The sequence below is a fragment of the Mesorhizobium sp. Root102 genome (assembly GCF_001425625.1).
Lineage (GTDB): Bacteria > Pseudomonadota > Alphaproteobacteria > Rhizobiales > Rhizobiaceae > Mesorhizobium.
In genome coordinates this window covers 86605-101056 of the sequence record NZ_LMCP01000009.1, presented here as the reverse complement: position 1 = coordinate 101056, position 14452 = coordinate 86605, and the positions used below count along the sequence as shown (strand labels likewise).

General features: G+C 62.4%; 12 protein-coding genes. 2 read left to right on the top strand and 10 right to left on the bottom strand.

All coding sequences use genetic code 11. The annotated features are described in order from the left end of the window. Positions 1–40: 40 nt before the first annotated feature. Positions 41–1585 (top strand): bifunctional diguanylate cyclase/phosphodiesterase, encoded by a 1545-nt coding sequence (locus tag ASD12_RS09985; RefSeq protein WP_056584880.1) that lies wholly within the window; start codon positions 41–43, stop codon positions 1583–1585. Positions 1586–1658: 73 nt separating this feature from the next. On the opposite strand, the gene ASD12_RS09980 is transcribed toward ASD12_RS09985, so the two are convergent. From ASD12_RS09980 to rimP, 10 genes are all read right to left on the bottom strand, one after another. Next, complete coding sequence (locus ASD12_RS09980) at positions 1659–2678, bottom strand: class I SAM-dependent methyltransferase (protein WP_056584878.1); 1020 nt, start codon at positions 2676–2678, stop codon at positions 1659–1661. Positions 2679–2773: 95 nt separating this feature from the next. After that, positions 2774–4921, bottom strand: a complete 2148-nt coding sequence (pnp, locus tag ASD12_RS09975; protein WP_056584877.1) for a polyribonucleotide nucleotidyltransferase — start codon at positions 4919–4921, stop codon at positions 2774–2776. Between the two features lie 278 nt (positions 4922–5199). Further along, on the bottom strand, positions 5200–5574 hold the full coding sequence (rpsO, locus tag ASD12_RS09970; protein WP_274533684.1) for a 30S ribosomal protein S15: 375 nt from the start codon (positions 5572–5574) through the stop codon (positions 5200–5202). Positions 5575–5651: 77 nt separating this feature from the next. Next, positions 5652–6746: a magnesium/cobalt transporter CorA gene (corA, locus tag ASD12_RS09965; RefSeq protein WP_056584950.1), complete on the bottom strand. Its 1095-nt coding sequence runs from the start codon at positions 6744–6746 to the stop codon at positions 5652–5654. 144 nt (positions 6747–6890) lie between these two features. Further along, positions 6891–7868, bottom strand: a complete 978-nt coding sequence (truB, locus tag ASD12_RS09960) for a tRNA pseudouridine(55) synthase TruB (protein ID WP_056584875.1) — start codon at positions 7866–7868, stop codon at positions 6891–6893. Continuing rightward, positions 7868–8293: a 30S ribosome-binding factor RbfA gene (rbfA, locus tag ASD12_RS09955; protein WP_056584873.1), complete on the bottom strand. Its 426-nt coding sequence runs from the start codon at positions 8291–8293 to the stop codon at positions 7868–7870. Before rbfA ends, truB begins: the two co-directional genes overlap by 1 nt. A gap of 126 nt (positions 8294–8419) precedes the next feature. Continuing rightward, positions 8420–10984 carry a translation initiation factor IF-2 gene (gene infB, locus ASD12_RS09950; RefSeq protein ID WP_056584871.1) on the bottom strand — a complete coding sequence of 855 codons (2565 nt, stop codon included), beginning with the start codon at positions 10982–10984 and terminating at the stop codon, positions 8420–8422. After that, positions 10981–11631 carry an RNA-binding protein gene (locus ASD12_RS09945; protein WP_056584947.1) on the bottom strand — a complete coding sequence of 217 codons (651 nt, stop codon included), beginning with the start codon at positions 11629–11631 and terminating at the stop codon, positions 10981–10983. Before ASD12_RS09945 ends, infB begins: the two co-directional genes overlap by 4 nt. Positions 11632–11669: 38 nt before the next feature. Then, positions 11670–13265 carry a transcription termination factor NusA gene (gene nusA / locus ASD12_RS09940; protein WP_056584870.1) on the bottom strand — a complete coding sequence of 532 codons (1596 nt, stop codon included), beginning with the start codon at positions 13263–13265 and terminating at the stop codon, positions 11670–11672. 49 nt (positions 13266–13314) lie between these two features. Continuing rightward, positions 13315–13962, bottom strand: coding sequence for a ribosome maturation factor RimP (rimP, locus tag ASD12_RS09935; protein WP_056584868.1), 648 nt, complete (start codon positions 13960–13962; stop codon positions 13315–13317). Between the two features lie 287 nt (positions 13963–14249). Here rimP and ASD12_RS32970 point away from each other — a divergent pair, with 287 nt between their 5' ends. Then, positions 14250–14414 (top strand): hypothetical protein, encoded by a 165-nt coding sequence (locus ASD12_RS32970; RefSeq protein ID WP_082525350.1) that lies wholly within the window; start codon positions 14250–14252, stop codon positions 14412–14414. Positions 14415–14452: the final 38 nt, after the last annotated feature.

Below are 14452 nucleotides of genomic sequence, written 5' to 3'. Positions count from 1 at the left end.
ACATATCCGCTAGAAAGCCCCGTACTCTGGGGATTCTTCAATGTCCGCCGTCAGCGACCCGAAGCGAACACCGGTGTTCCGACTGCTCACAATAGCGAGTTCGGGTATCGGCAGTTTCGTCCTCGGGCTCTGGGGCCTGAAGCTCGGTCTCGGCGATGGCTTTGCCGGCATCTCCGCGGACATGATGGTCGCAGTGATGGCCGCCCTTTGCGCACTGGCGGCGTCGTTAGCCGCGATGTCCTTCTTCGCCGGCGTCGATGAATCTGCGGATTTCGTCTTCACGGAAACTCATTTCGACAAGCTGACGGGCCTTTTGGCGCGCCCGGCGATGGTCGGCAAGATTGCCGAAGCGGCATGTTCCACAAGCCGGACCGGCGAGCCGATGTTTCTCATCGATATCGACATCGACCGGTTCAAACAGATCAACGACGCCATCGGCTACAGCCAGGGCGACGAGTTGATCCGCGCCTTCACCAAGCGCTTGAAGACCTGCACGCCGCAGCGCGCACTGATCGGACGCATCGGCGCCGGTGAATTCGCGATTCTGCTCCCCGACAATCAGCTGTCCGGGTCGCTGGAGAGCACCATAGAGAGGCTCATCGACGAGATGATGGAGCCCTATGAGCTCAGCACGCACCTGCAATCGGTTAGCCTGTCGGTCGGCATCGTGGCGATGCCAAAGGACGGCGTCGATCCCGTCCTCATCCTGCGCCGCTCCAATCTGGCGCTGCAGAATGCGCGCGCCAGCGGCGTCGGCAACTGGTCGGTCTTCCATGCCGAAATGGGCAGGGTCGCCGACCATCGCCAATGGATCGAATCCGAACTGAATACAGCCTTCGAGCGCGGTGACTTCGATCTTCACTACCAGCCCCAGCTCGATCTCCCGACCGGCCGCATCGTCGGCTACGAAGCATTGATCCGCTGGCGGCATCCCGAACGCGGCATGATCCCGCCGATGGAGTTTATCCCGATCGCCGAGGAAACCGGCATGATCGGCCCGATCGGCGAATGGGTGCTGCGCAGGGCGTGCAGTGACGCCCGGCATCTGCCCGACGACTGCTTCGTCGCCGTCAACATCTCGCCCGTGCAGTTCATGACCAAGGACTTCGTCGGTATCGTGCGCGATACCATGACGAGCACCGGCATCAAGCCATCGCGGCTGGAACTGGAAGTGACCGAGACGGCGATGATGCAGGACCGCGACCGCGCCGCCACGATCCTGAAGCAGCTTGCGGACATGGGCATCTCGGTCGCCGTCGACGATTTCGGCACCGGCTATTCCAATTTGAGCTACCTGATCGATTTCTCGTTTGGCAAGCTGAAGATCGATCGTTCCTTCGTCAGCCGCATCGATACGGATTCCAGCTCCGGCGCGGTCGTCTCGACCATCGTCGGGCTGTCGCGCGCGCTTGGCGTCAGCATCATCGCCGAGGGCGTCGAGACCGAGAGCCAGGCGACGCTGCTCAGAGCAGCCGGCTGTGAGGTGGTGCAGGGCTACCTGTTCGGCAGGCCGGCGCCGCTCAAGATCAGGGTTGGCGACGCGCATGTCACCGACGAGGTCCGACGCATCGCCAATCTGCATTGAGCGCGGCGCACTCTGTTTTCGTTTGAGCATGATCTCTTCCGAAAAACCGGCATCCATTTTTCGGAATCATGCTTCAACGCCGCGCGACAAGCACCTTGAACATACCGTCGCGAACGAGTTCGGCATGGCTCGAAAAGGCAGCCGCCAGGATCGGCTCATAGGGAAGCTGCCGGTTGGCGACCATGAACAGCCGCCCACCTGGCTTCAAGGCCTTAGCCGCCGCACGGATCATGCCGGCGCCGATCTCCGGCTCGGCCGCCCGGCTGCGATGAAAGGGCGGATTCATGGCAATCGCGTCGTAGTGTTTCTCGACCGGTTCCTTCAGCAGATCGACCCAGAAGAAACTCCTGGCGATCGACTGGCTCACCCCTGCCAGATTGAGCTTCGCGGCTTCGAGCGAGGCGAAATCGGCTTCATAGAGGTCGAGCGCCGGAACGCCGAGGGATCGGGCGGCGATCTCGGCAGCCACATAACCCCAGCCGGCGCAGAAATCGGCAACGTTGCCACGCAAATCATTGGGCAGGTTCTCGACCAGCAATTTCGAGCCGGTATCGATCCGGTCGAAGGAAAACATGCCGGGCGCGGTGTGGAACCGGTTTTCAACCAGCAAGGCGGGATTGGCGGTGCGCAATTCTTCCGCGGCGGCCAGATCGGCGGGACGGCGTAACCAGAAGGCGATACCGTGATATTTCGGCAGATGGCCTTCTAGCGGCACAAGCTCGTCAACGCGCTTGCGCAGGCTGGCAATGCCATCGTCCTTGCCACCGGCAACGACGACCAGGCCGCCCGGCGCCACGCGCTCAAGCGCTTCAGCGATGCGCACTTCGTTCAAGCCGCGATGCCGGCCGGCAAGCACAAGTGCCATATCGAAGCCGTCGCCTTCCGATTGCGCGGTGACGACGAAGCCAGATGCCTGTAGCGCGCGAAAATGCGGCCGGAAGCCTTGCACGAGGTGAAGCGCGGCCTCGAAGCCCTCGGGCAGCCGAAAACCCGGTTCAGCGCCGAGAAACAGCGCGCGCTCGCCCTTTCCCGGCAGAGCAACGGCCTCGGCTTCAAAGGGATGAAAAAGCGTCTTCAGCGGCTCGGCGGACATCGTTCGGTCTCGAAATGAGGTCTGTCTCTACAGCCCGAAAATGAAAACGGGCGCGACCTAAGCCGCGCCCGCTTCGCTTCATGATCTCAGGCCGATCAGGCGGCGTTCTCTTCGCCTTCGGTCTTCTTGTCGCGGGCGAGTTCCTTGCCGGTGGCCTGGTCGACGACCTTCATCGACAGGCGGACCTTGCCGCGCTCGTCGAAGCCCATCAGCTTGACCCAGACCTTGTCGCCTTCCTTGACCACGTCCGAGGTCTTGGCGACCCGGTCGTTGGCAAGCTGCGAGATGTGGACGAGGCCGTCACGCGGACCGAAGAAGTTGACGAAAGCGCCGAAGTCGGCGGTCTTGACGACCGTGCCTTCGTAGATCTCGCCGACTTCCGGCTCGGCGACGATGGTGTGGATCCACTTCTTCGCCGCCTCGATCTCCTTGGCGTTGGACGAAGCGATCTTGACCGTGCCGTCGTCCTCGATGTTGATCTTGGCGCCGGTCTTCTCGACGATCTCGCGGATGACCTTGCCGCCCGAACCAATAACGTCGCGGATCTTGTCGGTCGGGATGTGCATCACTTCGATGCGCGGTGCGAACTCACCGAGTTCCGAACGCGCGCCGGAGAGCGCGTGGCCCATTTCGCCGAGGATATGCAGGCGGCCGTCCTTGGCCTGGCCAAGCGCGATCTGCATGATCTCCTCGGTGATGCCATCGATCTTGATGTCCATCTGCAGCGAGGTGATGCCGTTGGCGGTGCCGGCGACCTTGAAGTCCATGTCGCCGAGGTGGTCCTCGTCGCCAAGGATGTCGGAGAGAACGGCGAAACGCTCGCCTTCCTTGATCAGGCCCATGGCGATACCGGCGACGGGCTTGGCCAGCGGCACGCCGGCATCCATCAGCGCCAGCGAGGTGCCGCAGACGGTCGCCATCGACGACGAGCCGTTGGACTCGGTGATCTCCGAGACGACGCGCAGCGTGTAGGGGAACTGGTCAGCGCTCGGCAGCATCGGGCGAATGGCGCGCCAGGCGAGCTTGCCATGGCCGATTTCGCGGCGGCCCGGCGAACCCATGCGGCCGGTCTCACCGACGGAGTAGGGAGGGAAGTTGTAGTGAAGGAGGAACTTCTCCTTGTACATGCCGGTCAGCGAGTCGACATACTGCTCGTCCTCGCCGGTGCCGAGCGTGGCAACGACCAGCGCCTGGGTTTCGCCGCGGGTGAACAGTGCCGAACCGTGGGTGCGCGGCAGGACGCCGACTTCGGAGACGATCTTGCGGACCGTCTTGAGGTCGCGACCATCGATGCGCGAGCCGGTGTCGAGGATGTTCCAGCGCACGACCTTGGCCTGGAGTTCCTTGAACACGGAACCGATCTGCTCCGAGGTGTACTTGGCGTCTTCGCCTTCAGCCGGGGCAAACGCTGCCTTGACCTTCGCCTTGACGGCGTCGACTGCGGCGTAGCGCTTCTGCTTGTCGACGTTCTTGTAGGCCGAGCTGAGTTCGTCGCCGACGATCTTCAGCATTTCGGCTTCGAGCGCGGAATAGTCCGGCGCTGTGAAGTCGCGCGGCTCCTTGGCGGCGACTTCGGCCAGCTTGATGATGGCGTCGATGACCGGCTGGAAGCCCTTGTGGCCGAACATGACAGCGCCGAGCATCAGCTCTTCGCCCAATTCCTTGGCCTCGGACTCAACCATCAGCACGGCGTCGGTGGTGCCGGCGACGACGAGGTCGAGCTTGGATTCCTGCATCTCATCGACATGCGGGTTCAGTACATATTCGCCGTTGATGTAGCCGACGCGGGCGCCGCCGATCGGGCCCATGAAGGGGACGCCCGACAGCGTCAAGGCAGCCGAGGTGGCGACGATCGACAGGATGTCGGGATCGTTCTCGAGGTCGTGCTGGACGACGGTCACGACGATCTGGGTGTCGTTCTTGTAGCCTGCGGGGAAGAGCGGGCGGATCGGGCGGTCGATGAGGCGGGAAACCAGCGTTTCCTTCTCGCTCGGACGGCCTTCGCGCTTGAAATAGCCGCCCGGGATCTTGCCGGCGGCGTAGGTCTTTTCCTGGTAGTTGACGGTCAGCGGGAAGAAATCGAGACCGGGCTTCGGCTCCTTCATCGACACGACGGTGGCGAGGACCTTGGTCTCGCCGTAGGTGGCGAGCACCGCGCCGTCAGCCTGGCGTGCGATCTTGCCGGTTTCGAGGATGAGCGGACGGCCGCCCCATTCGATTTCCACTTTGTGGTGATTGAACATTTCTTGTCCTTGATATTAGGAAAGGGCCGCGCCGTTTCACCGTGCGCGGATGCCCTTTCCCTGGCTTCCTTTCTCGGGCAGCCACGGGCAAGACAACGGGAAGCTCGGGTAATTTCGGCGCGGCGAGCGCGCGCGAGCGTCCTGCAATCCTGCCCCATGACCGTCCATGGGCGGTTTCGAGTGCCCTCTGCACGATCGAAACCGGGTCTGGCCAGTCGATGCGACTGGCAGAATGCGCGACCGGCGGGCTCTCCGAAGAAAGCCCGCCGGTCAATTCGTCAACGGCGCAGACCGAGCTTCTCGATCAACGTCTGGTAGCGCGCGTCGTCCTTGCGCTTGAGATAATCAAGCAGGCTGCGGCGCTGGGAGACGAGGGCGAGCAGACCACGGCGGGAATGGTTATCCTTCTTGTGGTCCTTGAAATGGTCGGTCAGGTTCTTGATGCGCTCGGAAAGGATGGCCACCTGGACTTCCGGAGACCCGGTGTCGCCCTTGGCGGTTGCGAATTCACCCATCAATTCCTGTTTGCGCTCGGCAGTAATCGACATCGTGTTTTTCCTTATCTGTTTGAGGAAACGGGTCGCCCTCAGCCGGGATGTCGTCCAGCAGGGGCCGGTGCACGCAAAGCGTCTTAGCGCTATGCTGCGGCGCATATAGTGCAATTCCCCGGAAAACACCAGCCCAATTCACAAGCCGGCTTTTCTGGTCGAAATGGCCTGATTTATCCTTGTCAGAGCCATTTCTTCCATTTGAAGAAGGCGATCAGCCCGAACGCGACAAGCGCCATGAACAGCAGCGATGCCGGATAGCCATAGTAAGCCTTCAGTTCCGGCATGTTCCAGGGCGAAGTCTCCGGATCGAAATTCATGCCCCAGATGCCGACGAGGAAGGTCAGCGGCAAGAAGATGATCGAGACGATGGTGAGATAGCTGATGACGTCGTTGGTGCGCGCCTGGCTCAGCGACAGATGCATCTCGATCAGGCCGGTCAGCATGTCGCGCTGGGTTTCGACCAGTTCGATCAGCCGGAGCGAATGGTCGAGCGTGTCGTTGAGAAAGATCTTGGTTTCGGCCTTCACATAGGGCACGTCGTTGCGGATCAGCGTCGCCAGCGCATCGCGCATCGGCCACAGCACCCCCTTCAGCACATTGGCATCGCGCCGCAATTCATGCAGCTGCCGCATCTGGTGCTTGTGCGGCGAATGCAGCATCTCGTCCTCGATGCTGTCGACCAGCTCGCCTGTCGCTTCGATCGGCGGGAAATAACTGTCTACGACGGCGTCGATCAGCGCATAGGCGAGATAGTCGGCGCCGCGCGCGCGCAACCGGTTGGGCGCCGAGCTTTCGATACGCTTGCGCACGGGATCGAACGGATCGCCTTCCCGCTCCTGGAAGGTGACGACGAAGTTGTTGCCGAAGAAGACGGCGATCTGCTCATAACGGTGCGACGTGACATCGTCGATCATTCTGACGACGACGAAGGCATGATCCTCGAAGAAATCAACCTTCGGCCGCTGGCCGGTGTTGACGACGTCCTCCAGCGCCAGCGGATGCAGGCTGAAAATGCGGCCGATCTCCTCGATCAGCGTGATGTTGGCGAGGCCGGTGCAGTCGAGCCAAAGGACCGGCCATTTGTCGCAATGGGTGTTGAGGTCGTCGATGCTGGCATTTTCGATGGTCTTGAATTTCTGCGGCGAGATCAAGGTCAGTCTAAGTTCGCTGCGCCGCGCCGAGGGGTCGGCGATCAGCGTGCCGGGCGATGCACCGACCGGCGGCCGCCTTGTTTTCACCGGCGCCCGCTTCTTGATCGCCTCAGCCTTTGCCATATGCCCCTCGCGCGAGTCCTGACCCGACATTAGAGCAGTTCAACGTTTCACGGAAACGGCGAACCACTCTAACTCTTTGTTTTGACGCAATTCCGAACGGAAAACCGTTCACACTTTTCCTGGACTTGCTCTAGACGACAGGAGTCAGCCGGCAAAGACCCGCTTGGGCTTGAACATGCCTTGCTCGATGGCACCGATGGCGACCAGCTTACCGCGCGCCGTGGCGCAGGCTTCCTCGGCTTCCACCGGTGCATCGCGACCACGAATGATGACCGGGTTGCCAAGGCGGATCTTGGTCGCCGCGTCGTCGCTGATGGCGATCTGCGGCAGGCAATCAAGGGCAGCCGATGTATCGACCAGAAGTGCATCGATGGCGTCGAAGTCGATTGGCGCTTCCACTGCGTCAGCGACGTCCGCCGCGTCCGCGCCGCCTTCCTCCTGCACACCGAAACGGGCGGCTTCCAGTTCGGCGATGGTGACGAAATCCTCCGGGGTGAACGGCTCGACCTCGACCCGGCGCAATTCGGAAATATGGCCGAAGCAGCCCATGTCGCGGCCCATGTCGCGGGCCAGCGAGCGCACATAGGTGCCCTTGCCGCATTCGACCTCGAAAACAGTATGGTCGGCGCTATGCTCGACAACGTCCAAACGGCCGATCTCGATCTCGCGCGCGGGTATGTCGACTGTCGCGCCGTCGCGGGCAAGATCATAGGCGCGCTCGCCCGCGATCTTGATGGCCGAGAATTGCGGCGGCGTCTGCATGATGACGCCGGTGTATTTCGGTAGCAACGCCTTGACCTCGGCTTCCGATGGACGCAGGTCGGACTCCTTCGTCACCGGACCTTCGAGGTCATCGGTCGAACGCTCCTGCCCCCAGGCAACGGTGAAGCGATAGATCTTGGCCCCGTCCTGCACGTAAGGCACGGTCTTGGTGGCCTCGCCAAGCGCGATCGGCAGCATGCCGGAGGCGAGCGGGTCAAGCGTGCCGGCATGGCCGACCTTTTCCGCTTGGAACAGCCATTTGATCTTGGAGACGGCTTCGGTCGAGCCCATGCCGACCGGCTTGTCCAGGATCAGCCAGCCCGAGATCGGCCGGCCCTTCTTCTTGCCGCGGCGCGCCACTATTCGGTGTCCTTGCTGTCGTCTTTGTCCTGGTCCTCAGGACCCAGATCGCGTGCTACTTCGGGCGACTTCAACAGGTCGTTGATCCTGGCGAAATTGTCGAAGGAGGTGTCGAGCTTGAAGCGAAACTCCGGCATGAACTTCATCTGCCGCAGTGCGCCGGAGACACGGCCGCGGACGAATTTCGCATGCTTGTTCAGCGCCTCGACGACCGCATCGGTATCCTTCGCGCCAAGTGGCGAGACGAAAGCGGTGGCGACCTTGAGGTCGGGCGACATGCGCACTTCCGAGACCGACACCACGGTGTTCTCGATCAGCGGATCGATGATCTCGCCGCGCTGCAGGGTTTCGGACAGCGCATGGCGCACCTGTTCGGCGACGCGCAGCATGCGCTGGGATGGGCTGGATGTGGTTGGACGGGGCATTTTTCTCAATCCTGAAAGCGTGAGGCGCGGGATGGGACCGTGCCGCATGTCTCATATGGGCCATTCTCAATAGACCTTGGGCGGCGGCCTTTCGGCCACCGCCCGGTATGGACAAGTCACTCGAACTCAGAGTGTCCGAGTCACCATCTCGACGCGGAAGCACTCGATGACGTCGCCGACGCGCATGTCCTCGTAGTTCTGGAAGGCCATGCCGCACTCCTGGCCGCCGGGGACTTCCGAAACTTCGTCCTTGAAGCGCTTCAGCGTCTTCAGCGTGCCTTCGTGGATGACGACGTTGTCGCGGATCAGGCGCACGCCCGCGCCACGCTCGACCTTGCCTTCGGTGACACGGCAGCCGGCAATCTTGCCGACCTTGGTGATGTCGAAGATCTCAAGGATCTGCGCATTGCCGATGAAGGTCTCGCGACGCTCCGGCGACAGAAGGCCCGACAGAGCCGCCTTCACGTCATCCACAAGGTTGTAGATGATCGAGTAATAGCGGATCTCGATGCCCGCCGCCGCTGCAGCGGCACGCGCCTGGACGTTGGCGCGGACGTTGAAGCCTATGATCGCCGCACCCGAAGTCTCCGCCAGCGACACGTCGCTTTCGGTGATGGCGCCGGCGCCGGCATGGACGATGCGCGCACGCACTTCGTCGGTGCCGAGCTTGTCGAGCGCCGCATTGATCGCTTCGATCGAGCCTTGCACGTCGCCCTTGATGACCAACGGGAATTCCTTCAGCCCGCTCGTCTGCAATTGCGACATCATCTGCTCGAGCGACCCACGCTGGCCGGCATGCTTGGCAACCGCCTTCTCGCGCGCCAGACGCTGGCGATATTCGGTGATCTCGCGGGCACGGGCCTCGTTGTTGACCACGGCGAAGCGGTCGCCGGCCTGCGGAGTGCCCTGCAAGCCAAGCACTTCGACCGGCATCGCCGGCGGCGCTTCCTTGATCTGCGTGCCACGATCGTTGACCAGCGCGCGCACCCGGCCCCATTCGTTGCCAGCAACAAGGATGTCACCCGGCATCAGCGTGCCGGTCTGCACCAGAACGGTGGCAACGGGACCACGGCCCTTGTCGAGCTGGGCTTCGATGACGACACCCTCGGCGGTACGATCCGGATTGGCCTTCAGGTCGAGAATTTCGGCCTGCAGCAGGATCGCTTCGAGCAGCTTGTCGAGATTGGTGCCCTTGGTCGCCGACACTTCGACGTCCAGAACTTCACCACCCATGGATTCGACGAAGACCTCGTGGCGCAGCAGTTCGGAACGCACCTTCTGCGGATCGGCATCATGCTTGTCGATCTTGTTGATCGCCACGATGATCGGAACTCCGGCCGCCTTGGCATGGCTGATCGATTCGATCGTCTGCGGCATGACGCTGTCATCGGCCGCAACCACCAGAATGGCAATGTCGGTCGCCTGGGCGCCCCGAGCACGCATCGCCGTGAAGGCGGCGTGGCCAGGCGTGTCGATGAAGGTGATCTTGTGACCATTCTTCTCGACCTGGTAAGCGCCGATATGCTGGGTGATGCCACCGGCTTCACCGGAGACGACATTGGCGTTGCGGATGGCGTCGAGCAGCGAGGTCTTGCCGTGATCGACGTGGCCCATGATCGTCACGACAGGCGGACGAGACACCAGGTCCTCGGCATTGTCGGCGATGTTGAACAGGCCTTCCTCGATGTCGGACTCGGCGACGCGGCGAACCGTATGCCCGAATTCGGTGGCGACCAGTTCTGCCGTATCGGCGTCGATGACGTCGCCTGGCTTCAGGATCTGGCCCTGCTTCATGAAGAACTTGACCAGGTCGACCGCACGCTCGGACATGCGTTGCGCCAGTTCCTGGATGGTGATGGTCTCGGGCAGGATCACTTCGCGCATGACTTTCTCGCGCGGCTCATTATGCATCGCGCGCTTGAATTTTTCCTGGCGGCGACGCATCGACGACAGCGAACGGGCTCGCGCGTCTTCGTCGGACAATGCTGAATTCAGCGTCAGCTTGCCACGGCGGCGGTCTTCCTCGCTCTTGGTCGGCTTGGCCGGACGCGCCACTTCGGGCGTGACCGGACGGCGCACCGGTGCGGCGGCACCAATCCGCTTCGGCTTGACCTCTTCCTCGTCGTCGACTGTTGCCAGTTCGGCGGTCAGCGGCGCGCGGCGGCGTGCCTCTTCCTCGGCCCGACGGCGAGACTCGGCCTCGGTCTGCAACCGCGCCTCTTCCTCGGCCTGGCGGCGTGCGGATTCATCGCGTTCGCGCTTGCGGCGCTCTTCGTCCTCGGCACGGCGCTTGGCGTCCTCGGCGGCGCGCTGGCGATCCTCGACCTCGCGCACCTTGGAGCCTTCAAGCGCCCTGCGGCGCGCTTCCATTTCACTGCGCGACAGCTCGTTCAGCACCATGCCGCTCCGTTCGACCGGGGCCGGCGGCGGCGGCGCCTTCGGTGCTTCCTGCACAACGGGCGCGGCCACAACCGGCGGCTTCGGTGTGAAGACGGGGGCGGCAACCGGCTCCGGCTTGTCGCCGGGCATCGAGAACTTGCGCTTCTTGGTTTCGACGACGACCTGCTTGGTGCGGCCGTGCGAGAAGTTCTGGCGCACAGTGCCCTGTTCCATACCGGGGCGCTTTAGCGTCAAGGTCTTCTTCGGCGTCACACTCAGCGTATTGTCGTCACCCGATTTCGTATCGCTCATTCCATATCCTCTGCGGCATCATCTTCGTCAGCAACAGCCGCAAGCATTGCCAGATCGTCCGGGGAACCGCCCCGATACCGGTCGAGCGCAACCATGCGCTTCTGGACCGCCCTGCCCGCGTCTCCCGCGAGAACGGCAGCATGTATCACATTTGTACCCCCCAATGCCAAGCTCAACTCGGCCTCGGAGAAAAGTTTGTAGGCAAGGATGGCGGGCCCGCCGAGATGGACTGTCGCCCGTCGCGCCTGGCTGATCTTGCGCACGCCGTCGTCGGACGCCTCGATCGCGTGAAGCACGAAAAGCGCCAATCCGCTACGCACCGCGCTCTCGACCTTGGTAGCACCAAGCGAAATTGCGCCTGCCTTGCGGGCAAGACCAAGCATGCCCAGAGCGTGTCTGGAAAGCAGCCCGTCGACCATGCCGCCAAGATCGGGCGGCACAACCACCTGTGCCTTGAAGGCGCGGGCAAAGAGGTTCTTCGCCGCAGCCTTGTCGATATGTAGGCGGTCGGCGCTCACCCAGCAACCGCGGCCGGGCAGATTTCTCTTGATGTCGGGAACGACGGCCGAATCCGGGCCGACGACGAAACGGATCAGTTCATCCGGTTCGGCTTGTTTGCGCGTAACGATGCAGGTGCGATCGTTCATCTCGTCCAAGGGCGGGTTCGGTGCGATGCGGTTTCACCTCACGCACCAACGGCTTCGTCAGCCGAGACTTCTTCGGCCGCAAGCTCGTCTTCGGTGATCCAGCCGGCCTTGAGGCGGGCAGCCAGAACCATCTGCTCGGCATCGGCACGCGCGACGCCGTGATTGGCCAGCACGCCGGGGAATACCTTGGTTTCGCCGTCCTTGCGTTCCTTCCAGCCGGTGAGGTCGTCGGCGGCATAGCCGGCGAAGTCCTCGATCGTCTTCACGCCGTCTTCGCCGAGCGTCACCATCATGGCAGTGGTGATGCCGGGGATTTCGCGCAATTCGTCCGAGACGCCGAGCGCCTTGCGCTTGTCGTCGTGCTCGGCCTCGATCTTCTCCAGATATTCGCGGGCGCGGGTCTGGATTTCCGAAGCGGTGTCTTCGTCGAAACCGTCGATCGAGGCGATCTCGCCGGAATCGACATAAGCGACTTCCTCGACGCTGGTGAAGCCTTCGGACGCGAGCACCTGGCCGACCATCTCGTCGACGTCGAGGGCTTCCATGAACAGCGACGAACGCTCGACGAATTCCTTCTGGCGACGCTCGGATTCTTCGGCCTCGGTCAGGATGTCGATATCCCAGCCGGTCAGCTGCGAAGCGAGCCGCACGTTCTGGCCGCGGCGGCCGATGGCCAGCGACAGCTGGTCGTCGGGAACCACGACTTCGATGCGTTCGGCATCCTCGTCGAGCACGACCTTGGCGACTTCCGCCGGCTGCAGCGCGTTGACGATGAAGGACGCGGCCGAAGGCGACCACGGAATGATGTCGATCTTCTCGCCCTGCAATTCGCCGACGACGGCCTGGACGCGGCTGCCGCGCATACCAACGCAGGCGCCGACAGGATCGATCGAGCTATCGCGCGAGATGACGGCGATCTTGGCGCGCGAACCCGGGTCGCGGGCGACCGCCTTGATCTCGATGATGCCGTCATAGATTTCCGGCACTTCCATGGTGAACAGTTTGGCCATGAACTGCGGATGGGTTCGCGACAGGAAGATCTGCGGGCCGCGCTGCTCACGGCGCACGTCGTAAACGTAGGCGCGGACGCGGTCGCCGTATTTGTAGTTTTCGCGCGGGATCAGTTCGTCGCGACGGATGATCGCCTCGCCGCGGCCGAGATCGACGATGACGTTGCCGTATTCGACGCGCTTGACGGTGCCGTTGACGATTTCGCCGATGCGGTCCTTGTATTCGTCATACTGGCGATCGCGTTCGGCCTCGCGCACCTTCTGCACGATGACCTGCTTGGCCGACTGGGCCGCGATGCGGCCGAAATCCATCGGCGGCAGCTGTTCGGCGATGAAATCGCCGAGCTGGGCATCGGGATTGCGCTCGCGGGCCGAAGAAATGGCGATCTGCGTGGCGTAGTCGTCGACCTTCTCGACCACTTCCATCAGCCGCTGCAGCTTCATCTCGCCGGTGTTCGGGTTGATGTCGGCGCGGATGTTGGTCTCCTGGCCATAACGCGAGCGCGCCGCTTTCTGGATCGCGTCGGCCATGGCGGCGATGACGATCGACTTGTCGATCGACTTTTCACGCGCAACCGCGTCGGCGATCTGCAGCAGTTCAAGTCTGTTGGCGCTTACAACCATCGTTTTTCTCCCGAGCCTGTTTGCCGGACCTTTGCGCCCGGCAGCTCAATCATAGTTCCTGTTCGTGTTCTTCCGTGGCGTCCGCGTCCGCACCCTCGGGCGCATCGTCGTCCGGTTCGCCGCGACGTTTTTTGGCTTCCTTGCGCGCCCTGTTGTCCTTCGACAGGGCGTCGCGGATGAGATCGTCGGTCAGGATCAGGCGCGTTTCGGAAATCGCGTCATAGGGAACCCGCACCGTCGGCTCCTCGCCATAGGCGGCCTTTTCGCGCTCGATCAGCACATCGTCTTCACCGGCCTCGACTATCTTGCCCTTGAACCGCTTGCGGTCCGCAACGACGATCGATGTTTCCATCTTGACCAGATGACCCGTCCAGGTCGTGAAATCCGATTTGCGGACCAGCGGCCGGTCGATGCCGGGCGACGAGACTTCAAGGTGATAGGCCTTTTCGATCGGATCATCGACGTCGAGCGCCGGCGACACCGCGCGGCTGACCTCTTCGCAATCCTCGACGGTCATGGTGCCGTCCTCGCGCTCGGCCATGATCTGCAGCGTCAGCCCGTTCTGGCCCGACAGATGCACCCGCACGAGGCGGAAGCCGATGCCACGCAGGACCGGCTGGACGATCAGCGCGATGCGCGCATCGATGCCGCTTTCGCGGATGATGCGATCGTCGCCCTCGTTTGCCGTTGCAGTCATTGAGACCCTGTCGTTCTACCCGAAGTTATCGGCAGGTAATAAAAAAGAGCGGGACCGGGTGGACCCACTCTTCGTCATACCGACCAAGAATTTGAGGCTGATATAAACGATCATGGCCGGTGTTTCAAGCCCGCCGTGCCGGCCGAACAAAAGCCGTGCAGCGCCAGTGTTGCGCCAGACGCATGACCTCCATGCGGCAAAACCCCTGTGAGCTTTGCCGTTGTATCCCCATCTATGGTGCGTCGCACAAAGATGATTGCACGACACAGCACCGAAAGGGCATGACCATGACCAACCGCAAGATCTTATCCGCCATAGGCGAACTTTTCACGACATTTGGCAGTGCGGTCGCTGCCTCGCGTGCCGTGGAAGCGGGCCGCAAGCCGCGCGCCGACGACTTGCGCAAGCTCGGAATGGATCCAGCTGTATTCAACAGGATTGGCCGTTTCTGAATTTGGCGAGTGGATGATACTCGCCTTTGCAACGGTCC